An 18,111-nucleotide genomic window follows, 5' to 3' on the forward strand; every position below is an offset into this window, starting at 1 on the left:
GTAGCGACTGCCCCTCACCCGTCCGGCAGGACTCACGCGGCCAGTGCCACCGACTCCACCGCCGGTGTACGCAATACCCGCCGTGCCGTCAGCAGGCTCGTCCCCAGTGTCACCGTCGCAGCCACCGCGACGACCGCCAGCCAGCTGCCGAGGCCCTGGTGGGGCAGCACCGAGTCCGTGCGGACCATGGTGAAGGGAATGATTCCCGCCAGCGCGGCCACCGTGCCGGACAGCACTCCGGTGACCGTGAGGATCGCCGTCTCGGTGCCCACCGTGCGCAGCACCTGCCCCGGAGTCGCGCCCGCCAGGCGCTGCCCGCCGAACTCCCGGGCGCGGTAAGTCGTCGCCGCGTACAGCGAGTTGACCAGCATCACGCAGACGAAGACGACGATGATGCCGACCACTGTGAAGTTGAGCGTCTCCAGGTTCTTCGCGTCCACCGACTTCCTCAGCCCCGAAGCCTGCACCGCGTCGCTCTCCACCGCCTGCATGTAGAGCGTCGCCGTGGACACCGCCGTGAACAGGATCAGCGACATCAGGATCCCGGCCGGCTGGTCGGCCCGCTCGCGCAGATTGCGGACGGCCAACCAGCCGCTCGCGCCCGCCAGTTGGAGCCGATCGAGCAGGCCCTTCAGCAGCCGCGGGGCCAGCAGCGCCAGCCCCACCGAGAGCAGGATCGCCCCGTACGCCGGTGCCGCCATCAGCGCCGCGGCCGTCGCGGAGAACGCGAAGGTCGCCGATACCGACACCACACCCGCGGCCAGCGCGCCGTACGCGAGCAACGTCCGTGCCCGGCCCGGCTGTCGGCGTCCGCGCGTCGCCCGCCGTACGGCCAGGAACGCGGCGCCCGCCGAGGCGAGCAGGGTGATGCCGAGGCCGGACTGGAGGGCGTAGGGACCGAAGGAGTAGTCGACGGACCGCGCCACCTGACCGCTGTCCTGGAACACCCCGAGCAGTGCCCGTCCGCCGAGCATCGCCGGACCGACGGCGAGGATCGCGCCCAGCAGGGCGACCGCCACGGCCTCACCCACGACCATCCGCTTGAGCTGTGCCGGGGTCGCCCCCGAGCAGCGCAGCGTCTCCAACTCCCTCGACCGTTGCCGCACGTTGACAGTGAGCGTGGAGGCGACGGCGAAGAACACCAGCAGGGTGCCATAGCCGCCGACGACACTCGCCGACGTGGACAGCGTCTCGGCGCTCACCGAGTCGATGCCGTGCTGTGCCGCCGTGTCGTGCAGCGAGTTGAACGTCATGATGATCGCCGCGCCCAGGAACGCGGCCAGCAGGGTCGCCAGGAACCGCCCCGGCCGCTGCCGGATCGAACGCATCGCCAGTACGAACATCGCTCACACCCCCACCGTCACGTCGTCGCCCAGGTGCGCCAGCCGCTCGGCGACCGCGTCGACGGTCGGCGCGTGCATCCGGCCGGCGAGCCTGCCGTCCGCGAGGAAAACCACCGAGTCGGCGTACGAGGCCGCGACCGGGTCGTGCGTCACCATCACCACCGTCCGGCCGTGCACCCGCACCGCCTCCCGCAACAGCAGCAGCACGTCCCGCGCGCTGCGCGTGTCCAGGGCGCCGGTCGGCTCGTCCGCGAAGATCACCCGGGGTTCGGTGACCAGCGCCCGGGCGATCGCGACCCGCTGCCGCTGACCGCCGGAGAGCTGGTCGGGACGGTGGCCGAGCCGGTCCCCGAGACCGACCGCGGTCAGCACCTCCCAGGCCCGCTCACGGTCGACGCGGCGGCCGGCCAGCTTCAGCGGCAGCACGGTGTTCTGCGCCACGGTGAGCGTGTCGAGGAGGTTGTACTGCTGGAACACGAACCCGATCCGCCCGCGCCGGAACCTCGTCAGCTCCGCCTCGCTCCCGCCCGTCATCTCGACGCCGTCGACCATCACGATCCCGCTGTCCGGCCGGTCAAGACCCGCCGCGCACTGCAACAGCGTCGACTTGCCGGACCCCGAAGGCCCCATCACCGCCGTGAAGGTGCCGCGCTCCAGGCTCAGCGTGACCCCGTCCAGCGCGGTCACCGCGCTGTCGTCGTGGCCGTAGGTCCTGCTCACCTTGACCAGCCGCAGCGCCTCGGCGGCGGGTCCCTTGTCGTGCGTCCGTCGTGCGGTGCGAAACATCGCCATCACCCTCCGTGCGGCACGCCCTGTGCCTCGACCACGACGCTACGGAGAGGGCGCGCGGCGCACATTGCGCGCAGAACCCGTATCGAGGGGTGTACTCAGCGACACCCCGTACGGGTCACCAGAACGGGCCGCCCCACGGCCCACCCGATGCAATGGTGACGTGACCGCGCCCCCGGACGAGTGGGGCGAGGGGCCCACGGTCGTCGCCCTCGTCCTGTTCGCCGTACCACCGCTGCTCACCAACGCGTACGTCGGCATGCGCGAGGTCGACCGCGATGTGGTGCGGGCCGCGCGAGGCATGGGGATGACGGACCGTCAGATGCTGTTCCGCGTCGAACTGCCGCTCTCGCTCCCACTGTTGATGAACGGCGTGCGGATCGCGGCCGTCCAACTCGTCGCGACCGCCACGATCGCCGCACTGGCGGGCGGCGGCGGACTCGGCCGCATCATCACCGCCGGCTTCAACCTCGCCAACACCGCACAGGTGGTCGCCGGAGCGGTCCTCGTCGCTGTGTTCGCGCTGCTCGTCGAGGGCGTCTTCGAGGTCGCCGAGCGACTGGCGCCCCGCTGGGCGAGGGGAGCGCGATGAGGCGGCACATCGTCGCGGTACTGCTCCTGGCAGCCACCGGCTGCTCGACCGGACCCTCCCTGGAGAACAAGGGCGCCGTCACCGCACCGCCCGGCGACAGCCACCACCTCACCATCGGCTCGGCCGGATTCACCGAGAGCGACCTGCTCGCCCAGATGTACGCGCTGCTCCTGAAGCAGGCCGGCTACAAGACCTCCCTGCTCACCGTCGCCAACCGCGAACTCTACGAGCCCGCCCTGGAATCCGGGCAGATCGACGTCGTACCCGAGTACGCGGCCACCTTCGCCGACTGGCTCAACGCCAAGACCAACGGCCCCGCCGCTCCGGCCGTCGGCTCACCCGACCTCGCCACCACGATGAAGGCACTGCGCCAACTCGCCACCCCACGTGGGCTGACCGTCCTCGACCCCGGAAAGGCCGTCGACCAGAACGCCTTCGCGGTGGCCCGCTCGTACGCCCGCGAGCACCACCTCAAGACCCTCAGCGACCTCGGCGCCTCGGGACTGAAGGTGCCGCTCGCGGCGGGCGACGAGTGCGTTCAACGGCCGTACTGCGAACCGGGGTTGGAGAAGACCTACGGCATCGACATCACCGCCGTCGACCCCAAAGGTGTCGGCACGACCCAGGCCAAGAGCGCGGTGCAGAGCGGTCAGGACCAGATGATGCTGACCACGACCACCGACGCCACCCTCGACGAGTTCGGCCTGGTCCTCCTCGCCGACGACAAGCACCTCCAGAACGCCGACTACGTCGTCCCGGTCGTCAACCGCTCCCGTGCGGGGAGCCCCGGCGTGACCAAGGCGCTGGGGAAACTCGACGACGTCCTCACCACGGCCGACCTGGCATCGATGAATCAACAGGTCGACAGCTGGCGGCGGTTGGCGCAGGACGTGGCGCGGACGTATCTGAGGGACAAGGGTCTGTTGACGTGAGGTTCGGGGGATTGTCAGTGGTGGCTTGTACCGTTCGGGCATGGGTGTCTATCTGATCGATGTCGATGCGGGAGAGTGGCTGCGTGAGGACACGGGGGAAGGGGGAATGGGGGCGATCGCCAAGGGGCTCGACGCGGAGCTGGCCCGGCGCGGGCTGCCGCCGTACGTACCCGCGCCGGAGCGGGACGGTGCCCTGGGCTTCGAGGAGAAACTGAGCCCTTCCATGAAGGGTTTCGACGCGCTGTGCCGTGCTCGACTGACGCCTGGGGAGCGTGAGTTGATCGGCGACTGGTCGGTACTGGTGCCGTTCGCGCTCGACGCGGAGATACGTCTGCCGATCGGCTCCGCGTACACGGACGAGACCGTGATCGCGGGGGCACCCGAGGTGCTCGCCCTCGCCGAACGCCTGGCGGCGGCCCTGGAGCTGCCCGCCGAGATACCGGAGGCGACCGAGAACCTCGCGCTCACCTTCTGGTTCCTGGAGGGCGAGGCGGAGGAACTGGCCGCCACCCGCCCCGGCCGCTGGAGCGAGGACCTGGACACGGCCTTCTACGTGGCCCTGTACCTGCGCGCCGCCCAGCACTCACTGCGACAGGGCTGCCCCATCACCTATTCCTGAGCCGCGAAGCGACCCTCACGCGTCCGCCACCGAGTCGAAGTCCACCTGCCCGCGCGGCACTCCGAGCGCGTCCGCGTCCACGGACCGCCGCAACGCCTCGTGCAGCTTCGCCGGAGTCAGCACACCGAGGAAGCGCGCCCCGTCCAGCACGGCGACCCACCCGGCGTCGTGCTGGAGCATCACACCGAACGCCTGCTTCAGCGGGGCGCCCACCGGCACCCACGCGTTCATCCGGTGCGCGAGTTCACCGACCGTGCCGCCGGCCGTGAGTTCGTCGGCCTTGACCCACCCCTGCGGTTCACCCTGCGAGTCGAGGACCACGGCCCACCGCGCGCCCTCGACCCGTAGCCGCTCGGACGCAGGCTGGGCAGGTTCGTCGGCCCGGGCCACCGGCGGCTGCTCCAGGTCGTCGGGCTCGATCACGGTGACGGACAGCCGTTTCAGACCCCGGTCCGCGCCCACGAACGACGCGACATACGGCGTCGCCGGCTTGCCGAGCACCGCGCCCGGTGTCGTACTGCTCGATCCGCCCCTGCCCGTACACGGCGATACGGTCACCGAGCCGTACCGCCTCCTCGATGTCGTGCGTGACCAGCAGCACCGTCTTGCGCACGGCGGCCTGCATCCGCAGGAACTCGTCCTGCAACTGCTCCCGCACCACGGGGTCGACGGCGCGAACGGCTCGTCCATCAGCAGCACCGGTGGATCGGCGGCCGGCGCCCGCGCCACCCCGACCCGCTGCCGCTGACCGCCCGACAACTGCTCCGGATAGCGCGACCCGTACGTCTTCGGGTCCAGGCCCACCAGATCCAGCAGTTCGGCGGCCCGTGCCCGCGCCTTCGCCCGCTTCCAGCCGACCAGGGACGGCACGGTCGCCGTGTTGTCGAGCACCGTGCGGTGCGGGAAGAGCCCCACCTGCTGGATGACGTATCCGATACGGCGGCGCAGCTGCACCGGCATGGTCGTCGTCTTGCCGCAGCCGGAGGGGCCCACGAGCGTGACGAGTTCGCCCTCGGACACCTCGAAGGACAGCCCGTCCACGGCCGTCGTACCGTCCGGATACCGCTTGCTGACCTGCTCGAACCGGATCAAGACCTCACGCTGACGGCGTCCGTCGGACACCGCCCATCAACGGGGGCCCACTGGCTGGTGAGGTACCCGTTCCGGTTTTGAAATGTTTCAAATCCTGTGCTGTCCAGGAGGTGGACACACACCTTTAACCCCACTATTTTCGACCATCGGGCGGACTGAACCGATACAACTCCACCTCTCGGCGGGCCGAAGGGACAGGGCATGAACGACGGAGTCGCCGTTTCCGGCACCACGGTGTCGGGCCTCACGGTGGAGCACCGCGCCGATCCGCTCGGCGTGGACGCGGAACACCCGAGGTTCGGGTGGCGCATGGCATCCGCGGAGCGTGGCCGGCGTCAGACGGCGTACCGCATCCAGGTCGCCTCCTCCCCCGCGCACCTGGCCGACGACCGGACCGACGTCTGGGACAGCGGTCGTGTCGACTCGACGGACTCGGTCGCGATCCGCTACGCGGGCCCCGGACTCCAGGCCTCGACCCGCTACCACTGGACGGTGACGGTGTGGGACGAACACGGCCGAGCCACCCCCGCCACCGCCTACTTCGAGACCGGCCTGCTCAGCACCGACGGAGTCACCGGCTGGGACGGCGCGCGGTGGATCGGCATGGCCGGCAAGCGGACGAACGGCGCGGGCGCGCCGCTTCTGCGCCGCCAGACCGCGCTGACCGGCGAGCGGGTGAGCGAAGCCCGGCTGTATGTGTCCGCACTCGGCGTGTACGAGGCCTACGTCAACGGCCGACGGGTCGCGGTGCCGCACGGCGACGGCACGACCCACGAACTCCTGACCCCCGGCTGGACCAACTACGAGACCACCGTCGACTACTTCACCTATGACGTCACCGACCTGCTGACGGACCCGTCACAGGTCACCCTCGCGGCCGTGCTCGGCAATGGCTGGTACAACAGCCGCATCTCCGAGAACAGCCCCTGCTACGCGGCCGAGGGCAACCCCCTGGCCCTCAGGGCCAAACTCCTCGTCCGCTACACGGACGGCTCGACCCAGACGATCGTCACCGCACCCGACGAGGGCTGGCGAGCCACCGACACCGGCCCCTACCGCGCCGACGACATCTACGACGGCCAGACCTACGACGCCCGCCAGGAACTCCCGGGCTGGACGGCGAACGGGTTCGACGCCACCACCTGGGCCGCCGTCGAGGAGCACAACCACCCTTTCCCCGAAGCCCGGCTGGTCGCCCATTCCGGTGAGAGCGCCCGCCTGGTGCCGAGTTGGGACCGCAAGCCATGCTCGGTCACCGTCTACACCGGTGTGACCGACGAGGAGGGCAGCGCGAACGGCAGGGGCCGGATCGTCGTCGACCCCGTCCGCACGGTCACCGAGCCCGGCCCGGCGGCCACCGCCTCCGTCACCCTGCACCCCGGTGACACCGCCGTCATCGACCTCGGCCAGAACCTGGTCGGTGTGCCCCGCTACAGCGTGCGCGGCCCGGCGGGCGCCCAAGTGGTCTGCGAACCGGGGGAGATGCTCAACGACGACAGCGCGGGCGCCGACGGACCCGTCGGCTCGGTCTACCGCGCCAACCTGCGTACCGCACAGGCCACCAGCACCTACATCCTCAAGGGCGACCCGGCCGGCGAGACCCATCAGGACTCACTGACCTTCTACGGCTTCCGCTATGTCTCCGTCACCACGACCGACACCGTCACCCTCTCCGGACTCACGGGCCGGGTCGCCACCTCCGCACTCCGCGACATCGGTGGCGTCACCACCGACGACGCCGACGTCAACCAGCTGATCAGCAACGTTCGTTGGGGCCAGCGCGGCAACTACCTCTGGATCCCCACAGACTGCCCCCAGCGCGACGAACGCCTCGGCTGGACCGGCGACACCCAGCTCTTCGCCAACACCGGCCTCTACAACGCGGATTCGGTCACCTTCCTCAGCCACTTCCAGGACACCCTGATCGACTCACAGCGCCGCTACGGCGCGGACGGCGCCCAGTTCCCCTGGGTCGCCCCCGGCCACCGCTACAGCCAGCCGCTTCCGGCGAGCGGCTGGGCGGACTGCGGAGTGGTCGTGCCCTGGACGGTGTGGCAGATGACCGGCGACACCACGATCATCGACCGCAGTTGGGCGGCGATGACCAAGTACGTCGACTGGATCCGGCAGCGCACCGACGACACCTACACCGGCCAGGGCGCGGTCTTCGGCGACTGGCTCGCCTTCCAGATCACCAGCACTCAGCTCATCAGCGACGTCTACTACGGCTACAGCGCCCGTCTCATGGCCGACATGGCCCACGCCACCGGCCGCACCGCCGAAGCCGCCACCCACGAAGAACTCTTCACCCGCATCAAACGGGCCTTCATCACCAAGTACCTTGCCACCGACGCCGGTTCGGGCCGCATCACCGTCCGCTCCAGCCTCGGCGACCCACCGCCGTACACACCCGGCAACAGTGCGGGCAAGACCGAGGACGACACCCAGACCGCCCTGCTCTGGATCCTCAAACTCGGCTTCTACGACACGGAGGACCAGCACCGCCAACTGGTCACCCTGCTCGCCGACAACATCGGCAACAACGAGGCCTACAAGGCGGCCCACCCCGACAGCACCCGCGTGCAGTACGCCGAGAACACCCTCTCCGTCGGCTTCCTCGGCGTGAACGTCATCGCGCCCGTCCTCACCGACGAGGGCCGCGCCGACCTCGCGTACCGGCTCCTCCACCAGAACGCGATGCCGTCCTGGCTCTACTCGGTGGCGAACGGCGCCACAACCGTCTGGGAGCGCTGGAACTCGTACTCCGAGGAGGACGGCTTCGGCCCGGTCGACATGAACTCCTTCAACCACTACTCCTACGGCGCGATCATGGAGTGGATGTACGAGAGCATGGCCGGCATCGCCAAGGACCCGGCCCACCCGGGCTTCCGTCACTTCTTCCTCCGGCCGCACCTCGACCCCACCGGCAGGATCACCCGGGTGACCGGATCGCATCTCTCGCCCTACGGCGAGATCGTCAGCGAATGGACCGTGCGGGAAGGGGAGTTGACGTACCGGACGGTCGTTCCCGCCAACAGCACCGCGACCCTGCGCATCCCCGCCGCCGATCCGTCCACCGTCCGCGAGCACGGGACACCCCTCGCCGAGGCAGAGGGTGTTCAGTTCCTCGGTTTCGCGGACGGCACCGCCTCTTTCGAACTCCCCTCGGGGCGCTACAAGTTGACCTCCGAGCTCGGCTGATCGCTCACCAGCACCACCTCCAGGGTGCGCGGACCGTGCACCCCCTCGACCCGGTCCAACTCGATGTCACTGGTCGCCGACGGACCGGAGATCCAGGTCAACGGGCGAGTGGGATCGAGGCGTTGGAGCGCCTGGGGCACCGAGGAGACCACCTGGTCCGGCACCCGTACGACACAGATGTGGTGGTCGGGAATGAGCGTGATCCGGCGACGGCCTTGGTCGGGGCTGCCGTCCAGGACGATGGTGCCGGTCTCGGCGATGGCGACTGCGCAGCCCGTGACCACGCTCCCGACCTTGTCGAGTTCATGAGCCGTGCTCACGGCGCGGTCGTGGACACGGGTGGGGTCGGCGGCCGACATCCACTCCGGCGGGAGCCACGGGGGAACGAGCACGTACTGGGGTCCCTGCATGGCGAGCAACCGCATGATGAGGTACGGCAGTTCCTCCGGGTCCGTACGGTGCACGATGGCCCGGTAGTCCGCCAGGTTCTCGGCCAGCAGATCGACCGTCTGCTCGACACTCCGGTCCCCGTGCTCCCGCAGATAGTCCCGCCGAACCGCCTGCTCGTACGGCGGGTCGTCCTCGCGCACATCCGCGAGCGCGCGCTGCACGCGGCCCAGAACCCGTTCCCTGCTGCTCACTTGGCACCGTCCTTTCCGCCGTGCGTGCGCTGCCACCAGTCGCGGAACGGCTCCGCGGGTACGGCCGGCAGGTCCCGGGTACCGCTCCACGCCCTGCCGGGGCCGGGCAGTGTCCGGGGATGGAAACGGCGGGTGCGTGAGGCCAGCCGCTGGCCGGTGCGCAGGGCGCCCGGGTGGGTGAACGTCCAGCGCGCCGCCCGCATGGCGGCCCGCTCGGCGGCATGCCCCTTGGCGGGCTGCAGCACGACCCTGTTCCCCTCACGGGTCACCGGCCCGCCCTCCACGACCCGCTCCCGCAGATGCACCAGCACCTCGGGGATGTCGATCGCGACCGGGCACACCTCGTAGCAGGCACCGCACAGCGACGAGGCGTACGGCAGCGAGGCGTCGATCTCGCTTGCCGTGCCCCGGAGCTGGGGGCTGAGGATCGCGCCGATCGGGCCCGGGTAGACCGAGCCGTAGGCGTGGCCGCCGGCCCGCTCGTACACCGGGCAGACGTTGAGGCAGGCCGAGCAGCGGATGCAGCGCAGGGCCTGGCGGCCGACCTCGTCGGCCAGGGTGTCGCTGCGGCCGTTGTCGAGCAGCACCAGGTGGAAGACGCGCGGGCCGTCGCCGTCGGTCGTACCCGTCCACATGCTGGTGTACGGGTTCATGCGCTCGGCGGTCGAGGAGCGGGGGAGGGTCTGCAGGAACACCTCCAGGTCCTGCCAGGTGGGCACGATCTTCTCGATGCCGACCACCGAGATCAGTGTCTCGGGGAGGGTGAGGCACATCCGGCCGTTGCCCTCGGACTCGACGACGACGAGCGTGCCGGTGTCGGCGACCATGAAGTTGGCGCCGGAGACACCGACCTTGGCGCGCAGGAACTTCTCACGGAGGTGCAGGCGCGCGGCCTCGGCGAGTTCGGCCGGTGTGTCCGTCAGACCCTCCGGGGCCGGGCGCCCCCACTCGCTCATCTCGCGGGCGAAGATCTCCCGGATCTCACCGCGGTTGCGGTGGATCGCGGGGACCAGGATGTGCGAGGGCCGGTCCTTGCCCAACTGCACGATCAGCTCGGCGAGATCGGTCTCGTAGGCGCGGATGCCCTCCGCCTCCAAAGCCTCGTTGAGCCCGATCTCCTGTGTGGCCATCGACTTGACCTTGACGACCTCCGACTCGCCCGTCTCCTGGACCAGTTGGACGACGATCCGGTTGGCCTCGTCCGCGTCGGCGGCCCAGTGGACGACACCGCCGGCCGCCGTCACCGACTCCTCCAACTGGACGAGATAGCGGTCGAGATGACGGAGCGTGTGGTCCTTGATCTGCTTGCCGGCCTCGCGCAGGGCGGCCCAGTCGGACACCTCGGCGACGGCCTTGGCGCGTTTGGCGCGGATCGTGTGGGTGGCGTGCCGCAGATTGCCGCGCAGGGTCTGGTTGTTGACGGCCTCGTGCGCGGCCACGGGGAAGGCCGGGAACGCGGGCATACCGACGAACGTGCCGCTCATGCGCTCGGCTCCTCTTCGCTGGAGGTTTCCGTGGCGGCCAGGATCTCGGCGATGTGGACGGGCCGCATGTCGGTGTGGAGCCGGGCCATCGTGCCCCCGATGTGCATCAGACAGGAGTTGTCCGCCGCGCACAGCACCTCCGCCCCCGTCGACTCGGCGTTGCGCACCTTGTCGGCGCCCATCGCCGCCGAGACATCGGCGTTCTTCACGGCGAACGTCCCGCCGAAGCCACAGCACTCGTCGGCACCGGGCAGCTCGACCAACTCCAGCCCCTTGACGGCCTGGAGGAGTCTGAGGGGCCGGTCACCGAGCCCCAGGCTGCGCAGCCCGTGACAGGTGGGGTGATACGTCACCTTGTGCGGATAGTAGGCGCCCACATCCGTCACCCCGAGCACGTCCACGAGGAACTCGGTCAGTTCGTACGTCTTCGGTACCACCGGCGCCAGCGTAGCCGCGAGGGTGTCTCCGCGCCCCTCCGCCCGAGCCCTTTCCCCCATACGGGGATACAGTTCCCGCACCATCGCCCCGCACGACCCGGACGGCGTGACGATCGCTTCGTACTCCCCGAAGACATCGGAGAAATGCCGGGCGAGGGGTTCGGCTTCATGGCGGTAGCCGGTGTTGTAGTGGGCCTGTCCGCAGCAGGTCTGCGCCATCGGGAAGTCGACCTCGACGCCCAGTCTGGTCAGCAGTTTCACCACGGCGCGCCCGGTGTCCGGATACAGCGTGTCGTTGACGCAAGTCAGGAACAGGGCGACACGCATCGCGGCTCCTTAGTGGTCGATCATCGGATGAGTGCAGCGTAGTCGGAGGTCACCGTCTGGGGGAGCCCCTGATTCACCGCGCGGCGAGCCGGGCCTCCGCGGCCCGCCAGCGGGCGGTGTCGCCCTGCGGTTCGTAGCGCGTCGACGGCTGGGTACGGGCGAGCAGCCCCCGTATCCCGGCCAGGTCACCGACGAGCCCGTGGGCCCGCGCCTGAACGAGTACATTGCCCAGCGCGGCAGCTTCCGTAGGACCCGCCACCACTGGCAACCCGCAGGCGTCGGCGGTCAGTTGGCACAGCAGGGCGTTGCGGGTGCCGCCCCCGACGATGTGCACGACGTCGACCGGATGATCGGCGAGGACCTGAGCGTCGTCGACCGCCCGGCGATGGGCGAGCGCGAGCGAGTCGAGGATGCAGCGCGTGATCTCGGCCCGGGACTCCGGCACCGGCTGCCCCGAGCCACGGCACGCGTCCGCGATCCGCTCCGGCATCCGCCCCGGCGCCAGAAACACCGCGTCACCCGCGTCCACCACCGACCGCAGCGCCGGCACCCTGGCCGCCCCGCGCAGCAACTCGCCCAACTCCGGCTCGCCCCAGGCCCGTACACACTCCTGAAGCAGCCACAGCCCCATGATGTTGCGCAGATAACGGACCGTGCCGTCGAGCCCCAACTCGTTGGTGAAGTTGGCGGCCCGGCTCGCCTCGGTCAGCACGGGCGCGTCGAGCTCCAGCCCGGCCAGGGACCAAGTGCCGGTGCAGATATAGGCGAACCGCTCCGCCACGGCGGGAACGGCGGCGACGGCGGACGCGGTGTCGTGCGACCCCACCGCCGTCACCGCCACCCGCCCCCGAAGCCCCGTCTCCTCCAACACCTCGGCCCGCAGCACGCCCGCCGGATCCCCCGGCTGTCGCAGGGGCGCGAACAGCCCGAGGTCGATACCCAGACGCGAGGCGATGTCGTACGACCAGTCGCGCGTCCGGGGATCGACGAGCTGGGTCGTGGAGGCGTTGGTCAGCTCGGTGCCCTGCTCCCCGGTGAGCCAGTAGGACAGCAGATCCGGGATGAGCAACAGCCGCTCGGCGTGCGCCAGTTGAGCCGAGTCGCGGGCCGCAGTCAGCTGGTACAGGGTGTTGAAGGGCGCGTACTGCAACCCGGTCGACGCGTACAACTCGCCCGCCGGCACGGTCGCCCACACCTTCTCGGCGACCCCCTCCGTGCGGGCGTCCCGATAGTGCACGGGATTGCCCAGCAACGCCCCGTCCGCGTCGAGCAGCCCGTAGTCCACGGCCCAACTGTCGATACCGACGGAGTCGACCCGGCCACCGGTGGCCGCGCCCGCCGCCCGGAGCCCGTCGAGAACCCCCGCATACAGCGCGAGGATGTCCCAGCGCAGCCCCTCCGGAGTGCGGACGGGCCGGTTGGGAAAACGGTGGGCCTCCGCCAACTCCAGGGAGTCCGGCCCGACACGGCCGACCATGACCCGCCCACTGGAGGCGCCGAGGTCGACCGCGGCGTACGCCTTCACGTCGGCGCTCACCGAAGGAAGGCTGCCGCAACGCCGGCGTCGACCGGGACGTGCAGCCCGGTGGTGTGCGTCAAGTCCCCACCCGTGAGGGCGAAGACGGCGTTGGCGACATGCTCCGGCAGCACCTCCCGCTTGAGGATGGTGCGTTGGGCGTAGAACTCGCCGAGCTTCTCCTCCTCGATCCCGTAGGTCGCCGCCCGCTGCGCACCCCAGCCACCCGCGAAGATTCCCGAACCGCGCACGACACCGTCCGGGTTGATCCCGTTGACCCGGATCCCGTGCTCGCCCAACTCGGCTGCCAGCAGCCGCACTTGATGGGCCTGGTCGGCCTTGGTCGCCGAGTAGGCGATGTTGTTGGGCCCGGCGAACACGGCGTTCTTGGACGCGATGTAGAGGATGTCGCCACCGAGCCCCTGCGCGATCATCGCCCGCGCCGCCTCACGCGAGACAAGGAAGGAACCACGGGCCATGATGTCGTGCTGCAGATCCCAGTCCCGCGCCGAAGTCTCCAAGAGAGGCTTGGAGATGGAGATGCCCGCGTTGTTCACGACGAGATCGACTCCACCGAAGGCGAGTAGAGCAGCCTTGAAGGCATCAGCGATCTGCCCTTCATCCGTCACATCAACAGTCACGGCGACAGCCTTGTCCGGCCCACCCAACTCCTCCGAAACGGCCTGCGCGCTCTCGGAGTTGAGATCCGCGACGACAACGCACGCGCCCTCGTCGACCAACCGCCGCGCGATCGCCTTTCCGATCCCACTCCCCGCACCCGTGACGAGCGCGACCCGCGTGGCGAGCGGCTTGGGCTTCGGCATCCGCTGCAACTTGGCCTCTTCCAGGGCCCAGTACTCGATGCGGAACTTCTCCGACTCCTCGATCGGCGCGTACGACGACACCGCCTCGGCGCCGCGCATCACGTTGATGGCGTTGACGTAGAACTCGCCGGCCACCCGCGCCGTCTGCTTGTCCTTGCCGAAGGAGAACATGCCCACGCCCGGGATCAGCACGATCGCCGGGTCGGCGCCGCGCATCGCGGGGGAGTCGGACACGGCATGCCGCTGGTAGTAGGCGGCGTACTCCTCGCGATAGACGGCGTGCAGCTCCTTAAGCCGCGAGATCCCCTCGTCCAGCGGAGCGGTGGGCGGCAGATCGAGAACGAGCGGCCTGACCTTGGTCCGCAGAAAGTGGTCGGGGCACGAGGTGCCGAGCGCCGCGAGCCGCGGATGCTCGGCCCGCGCGAGGAAATCAAGCACGACCTCGGAGTCGGTGAAGTGCCCGACCTGCGGCCGGTCTTGGGACGCGACGGCACGGACGTACGGCGCGAGGGCGGCGGCCCGCTCCCGTCGCTCACCGTCGCCGAGCGGACCGTACCCCTCGACGACGGGCCCGAAGGGCTCCGCCTTCCCCCGCTCGGCGAGGAACGCCTCGGCGGTGCGGATGATGTGCAACGAGTTCCGCTCGCACTCCTCGGAACTGGCACCCCACGCGGTGATCCCATGCCCCCCGAGCACACACCCGATGGCCTGCGGATTGGCCTCCTTGACGGCGGCGATGTCCAGCCCCAGCTGAAACCCGGGCCGCCGCCACGGCACCCACACCACGGAGTCCCCGAAACACTCGGCGGTCAGTTTCTCCCCGTCAGCGGCACAAGCGAGCGCGATACCGGAATCGGGATGCAGATGATCGACATGAGCCGCGTCCACGAGCCCGTGCATGGCGGTATCGATGGAGGGCGCCGCACCCCCCTTCCCATGCAGGCAGTAGTCGAACGCGGCCACCATCTCGTCCTCGCGATCGACCCCCGGATAAACGTCGACAAGCGCCCGCATCCGATCAAGCCGCAACACGGCCAGCCCACCTTCGGTGAGCGTCCCGAGATCCCCTCCGGACCCCTTCACCCACATCAACTCGACATCACCCCCGGTGACGGGGTCGATGTCAGTCCCCTTCGCAGACGTATTACCGCCGGCGTAGTTGGTGTTGCGAGGATCAGCGCCAAGCCGATGAGAACGGGCGATGAGGTCGGCGGCTTCGTGGTGCGGTGCCATGAACTCGGGTCCTTACTTGAGAGAGGGGACTATCAGGGGCGCGGGGCTGTATCTATATGCGGCTCCGCCGCGTGGGCGCGACCAGCCACATCCGGCCCGCACCCCGCAAACGAACGGATCCAGGCAGACGCTCAGGCGCCCCACCCCGCCTGCTGCCCCCCAACCCGCTCAGCAACAATCCGCTCCTGCCACCCACTCGCCCGATACGCCACGATCGGGTCAGGGGCAAGCCCCTGCTCCTCGCGCAGTTCCCTGAGCAACGGCCGCACATCCGTGTTGTACGCGTCCATCACCACGGCATTGGCCTCCAGCACTTCCCCAGCCCGCTGCGCAGCAGCCAACGCATCCCGGTCCACGAGCAACGCCTTCGCCGTAGCCTCCTGCACATTCATCACCGACCGGATGATCGCCGGAATCTTCGCCTCGATGTTGTGGCACTGATCGAGCATGAACGCCACATCGGCCGTGAACCCCCCACCCCGAATCACCTCGTACATGATCCGGAACAACTGGAAGGGATCCGCCGCCCCCACCATCAGATCGTCGTCCGCGTAGAACCGCGAGTTGAAGTCGAACGCCCCGAGCTTCCCCTCCCGGAGCAGCGTCGCCACGATGAACTCGATATTCGTGCCCGGCGCGTGATGCCCCGTGTCGACCACGACCTGCGCCTTGGGCCCGAGCTTCAGACAATGGGCGTAGGCCGTCCCCCAGTCCGGAACATCCGTCGCATAGAACGCCGGCTCGAAGAACTTGTACTCCAGCAACATCCGCTGCCCGTCCCCGAGCCGCGCGTACACCGCGGCCAGGGCCTCGGCCAGCCGATCCTGGCGCGCGCTCAGATCGTCCTGCCCCGGATAGTTCGTACCGTCCGCGAACCACAGCTTCAGGTCGGCGGACCCCGTCGCGTCCATGATGTCGACGCACTCCAGCAGATGGTCGAGCGCCTTGCGCCGCACCGCCGCGTCGGGATGGCAGACGCTGCCGAGCCGGTAGTCGTCGTCCTGGAAGGTGTTGGAGTTGATCGCGCCGAGCTTCAGCCCGTGGTCGTCCGCGAACTTGGCCAGCGCCCCGAAGTCGTCGACCCGGTCCCAGGGAATGTGCAGGGCCACCGTCGGCGCCACGCCCGTGAACTCGTGGACCTTGGCCGCGTCCTCCAGTTTCTCCTGCGGGGTCCGCGGTACACCCTCCTGGGCGAACACCTTGAACCGGGTCCCCGAGTTCCCGTACGCCCACGACGGCGTCTCGACTGCCTGGGTCCTGAGCGCGGCCTTCACCGCGGCGAGATCGGTCACTTGTGGGCTCCTGTGACATGCGACGAAACGATGTATGTATGAAACGATTCAGAGAGCGAAGCTATGAGCCTCCCGAAGGGGTGTCAAGCCCTGCGGCGAAGCCTGTGCTCCGTGACTCCAATGTGACCTTTGGCTATCGAAAGTTTTTCGATGCGGACCCATTGACGTGACAAGGCTGGCGCGCCTAACGTCCCGGCAACCAAGTTGAAACCTTTCACGACGCCTGGACGGCTCCCCGCCGACGTCGTCGAGGAGCCCCTCATGACCCACCCGTCAGACGCGGGTCCGGCCCCGGTGCTCGCGCTCAAGGGCATCTCCAAGTCCTTCGGCGCGGTACGCGCCCTGCGGGACGTGTCCCTCGAACTGTTCCCCGGTGAGGTGCACGCACTCGCCGGTGAGAACGGCGCGGGCAAGTCCACTCTCATCAAGACCCTCGCCGGTGTGCACCGGCCCGACGCCGGCCAGGTGCTGCTCGACGGCGAACCCGTCGTCTTCCACGGCCCCGGTGACGCCCGCGACGCGGGAATCGCCGTGATCTACCAGGAACCGACCCTTTTCCCCCATCTGTCGATCGCCGAGAACATCTTCATGGGACGCCAGCCCCGCCGTGCCCTCGGCCGGATCGACCACAAGGCCACACACGCGGCGACCGCCGACCTGATGAAGCGGCTGGGCGTGGAACTGGACCCCGACCGCCCGGCGCGGGGTCTGTCCATCGCGGACCAGCAGATCGTGGAGATCGCCAAGGCGCTCTCCTTCGACGCCCGGGTCCTCATCATGGACGAGCCGACGGCCGCCCTCACCGGCAGCGAGGTGGCCCGCCTCTTCGGCGTCGTCCGCACCCTGCGCGAACAGGGCGCAGCCGTCCTGTTCATCTCGCACCGCCTGGAGGAGATCTTCCAGATCTGCCAGCAGGTCACCACCCTCCGCGACGGCGCCTGGATCTCCAGCGAGCCGGTCGAGGGAATGACCGAGGACGATCTCGTACGACGCATGGTGGGCCGCGATCTCGACGAGCTGTACCCCAAGCAGGACGTGGAACCCGGCGAAGTCGCCCTGAGCGTCAAGCGGTTGACCCGCGAGGGTGTCTTCGCCGATGTCTCCTTCGACGTACGGCGCGGAGAGATCGTCGGTCTCGCCGGGCTCGTCGGCGCCGGCCGCACCGAGGTGGCGCGAGCCGTCTTCGGCATCGACCGGTGGGACGCCGGCGGCGTCGAGGTCGACGGGAAGGCGCTGACGAACGGCGCCCCCTCCACCGCGATGGCCGCGGGCCTAGCCCTGGTCCCCGAGGACCGGCGGGCCCAGGGCCTGGTGATGGACATGTCGATCGAGCGCAACATCGGACTGACCGGCCTGCGTACGACCGTCAAAGCCGGTCTCGTCGACCGGGGCGCCGAGCGCAGCCGTTCCCTCGACTGGGCGGTGAAGCTGCACGTCAAGTACGCGCGGATCGCCGACACCGTCAACACGCTCTCCGGCGGCAACCAGCAGAAGGTCGTCCTCGCCAAGTGGCTCGCCACCGGGCCCAAGGTGCTGATCGTCGACGAGCCGACCCGTGGCATCGATGTCGGCACCAAGGCCGAAGTGCACCGGCTGCTCAGCGAGTTGGCCGCCGACGGCGTCGCCGTCCTGATGATCTCCTCCGATCTGCCCGAGATCCTCGGCATGGCCGACCGCGTGCTGGTGATGCACGAGGGCCGGCTCACCGCAGAGATCCCCCGTTCCGAAGCCACCGAGGAATCCGTGATGGCCGCAGCCACCGGGAGGACCGCCGCATGAACAGGTCCTT

General features: G+C 69.4%; 12 protein-coding genes and 2 pseudogenes. 5 read left to right on the top strand and 9 right to left on the bottom strand.

Annotated elements, in window-relative coordinates:
- Positions 1-32: 32 nt before the first annotated feature.
- Positions 33-1,343, bottom strand: coding sequence for an FtsX-like permease family protein (locus tag OH768_RS48450; RefSeq protein ID WP_406463493.1), 1,311 nt, complete (start codon positions 1,341-1,343; stop codon positions 33-35).
- A 3-nt stretch (positions 1,344-1,346) separates the two neighbouring features.
- The gene (locus tag OH768_RS48455) at positions 1,347-2,129 is read right to left on the bottom strand and encodes an ABC transporter ATP-binding protein (protein ID WP_406463495.1); all 783 of its coding nucleotides are present in this window, start codon (positions 2,127-2,129) and stop codon (positions 1,347-1,349) included.
- A gap of 175 nt (positions 2,130-2,304) precedes the next feature.
- Here OH768_RS48455 and OH768_RS48460 point away from each other — a divergent pair.
- From OH768_RS48460 to OH768_RS48470, 3 genes and pseudogenes are all read left to right on the top strand, one after another.
- Positions 2,305-2,724, top strand: a pseudogene (locus OH768_RS48460) (ABC transporter permease); the annotation flags it as partial.
- Positions 2,721-3,656 carry an ABC transporter substrate-binding protein gene (locus tag OH768_RS48465; protein ID WP_406463497.1) on the top strand — a complete coding sequence of 312 codons (936 nt, stop codon included), beginning with the start codon at positions 2,721-2,723 and terminating at the stop codon, positions 3,654-3,656. The pseudogene OH768_RS48460 and the gene OH768_RS48465, both read left to right, overlap by 4 nt.
- A 40-nt stretch (positions 3,657-3,696) precedes the next feature.
- Positions 3,697-4,275: a hypothetical protein gene (locus OH768_RS48470; protein ID WP_406463499.1), complete on the top strand. Its 579-nt coding sequence runs from the start codon at positions 3,697-3,699 to the stop codon at positions 4,273-4,275.
- A 15-nt stretch (positions 4,276-4,290) separates the two neighbouring features.
- Here the strand turns inward: OH768_RS48470 and OH768_RS48475 are convergent.
- Positions 4,291-5,367: pseudogene (locus OH768_RS48475) on the bottom strand (ABC transporter ATP-binding protein).
- A 201-nt stretch (positions 5,368-5,568) separates the two neighbouring features.
- Between OH768_RS48475 and OH768_RS48480 the strand changes: the two are divergent.
- On the top strand, positions 5,569-8,568 hold the full coding sequence (locus OH768_RS48480) for a family 78 glycoside hydrolase catalytic domain (protein ID WP_406463501.1): 3,000 nt from the start codon (positions 5,569-5,571) through the stop codon (positions 8,566-8,568).
- Here the strand turns inward: OH768_RS48480 and OH768_RS48485 are convergent.
- The 6 genes from OH768_RS48485 to rhaI all read right to left on the bottom strand — a co-directional run bounded on the left by OH768_RS48485 (position 8,541) and on the right by rhaI (position 16,322).
- Positions 8,541-9,209 (bottom strand): lactate utilization protein C, encoded by a 669-nt coding sequence (locus OH768_RS48485; protein WP_406463503.1) that lies wholly within the window; start codon positions 9,207-9,209, stop codon positions 8,541-8,543. The genes OH768_RS48480 and OH768_RS48485 overlap by 28 nt on opposite strands.
- Positions 9,206-10,693, bottom strand: coding sequence for a LutB/LldF family L-lactate oxidation iron-sulfur protein (locus OH768_RS48490; protein ID WP_406463505.1), 1,488 nt, complete (start codon positions 10,691-10,693; stop codon positions 9,206-9,208). Before OH768_RS48490 ends, OH768_RS48485 begins: the two co-directional genes overlap by 4 nt.
- Positions 10,690-11,457, bottom strand: a complete 768-nt coding sequence (locus tag OH768_RS48495) for a (Fe-S)-binding protein (RefSeq protein ID WP_406463507.1) — start codon at positions 11,455-11,457, stop codon at positions 10,690-10,692. The genes OH768_RS48490 and OH768_RS48495 overlap by 4 nt, the downstream gene beginning before the upstream one ends.
- Before the next feature lie 73 nt (positions 11,458-11,530).
- Positions 11,531-12,994 (bottom strand): rhamnulokinase family protein, encoded by a 1,464-nt coding sequence (locus tag OH768_RS48500; RefSeq protein ID WP_406463509.1) that lies wholly within the window; start codon positions 12,992-12,994, stop codon positions 11,531-11,533.
- Entirely contained in the window at positions 12,991-15,030 is a 2,040-nt protein-coding gene (locus tag OH768_RS48505; RefSeq protein ID WP_406463511.1) for a bifunctional aldolase/short-chain dehydrogenase, read from the bottom strand. The genes OH768_RS48500 and OH768_RS48505 overlap by 4 nt, the downstream gene beginning before the upstream one ends.
- Positions 15,031-15,161: 131 nt before the next feature.
- On the bottom strand, positions 15,162-16,322 hold the full coding sequence (rhaI, locus tag OH768_RS48510) for an L-rhamnose isomerase (RefSeq protein WP_406463513.1): 1,161 nt from the start codon (positions 16,320-16,322) through the stop codon (positions 15,162-15,164).
- Between the two features lie 261 nt (positions 16,323-16,583).
- Here rhaI and OH768_RS48515 point away from each other — a divergent pair, with 261 nt between their 5' ends.
- A complete protein-coding gene (locus OH768_RS48515; protein ID WP_406463515.1) occupies positions 16,584-18,101 on the top strand; it encodes a sugar ABC transporter ATP-binding protein in 1,518 nt (505 codons plus the stop codon).
- The last annotated feature ends 10 nt before the right edge of the window (positions 18,102-18,111 follow it).

Origin of the sequence: Streptomyces sp. NBC_01622 (assembly GCF_045209635.1) — a bacterium.
Lineage (GTDB): Bacteria > Actinomycetota > Actinomycetes > Streptomycetales > Streptomycetaceae > Streptomyces.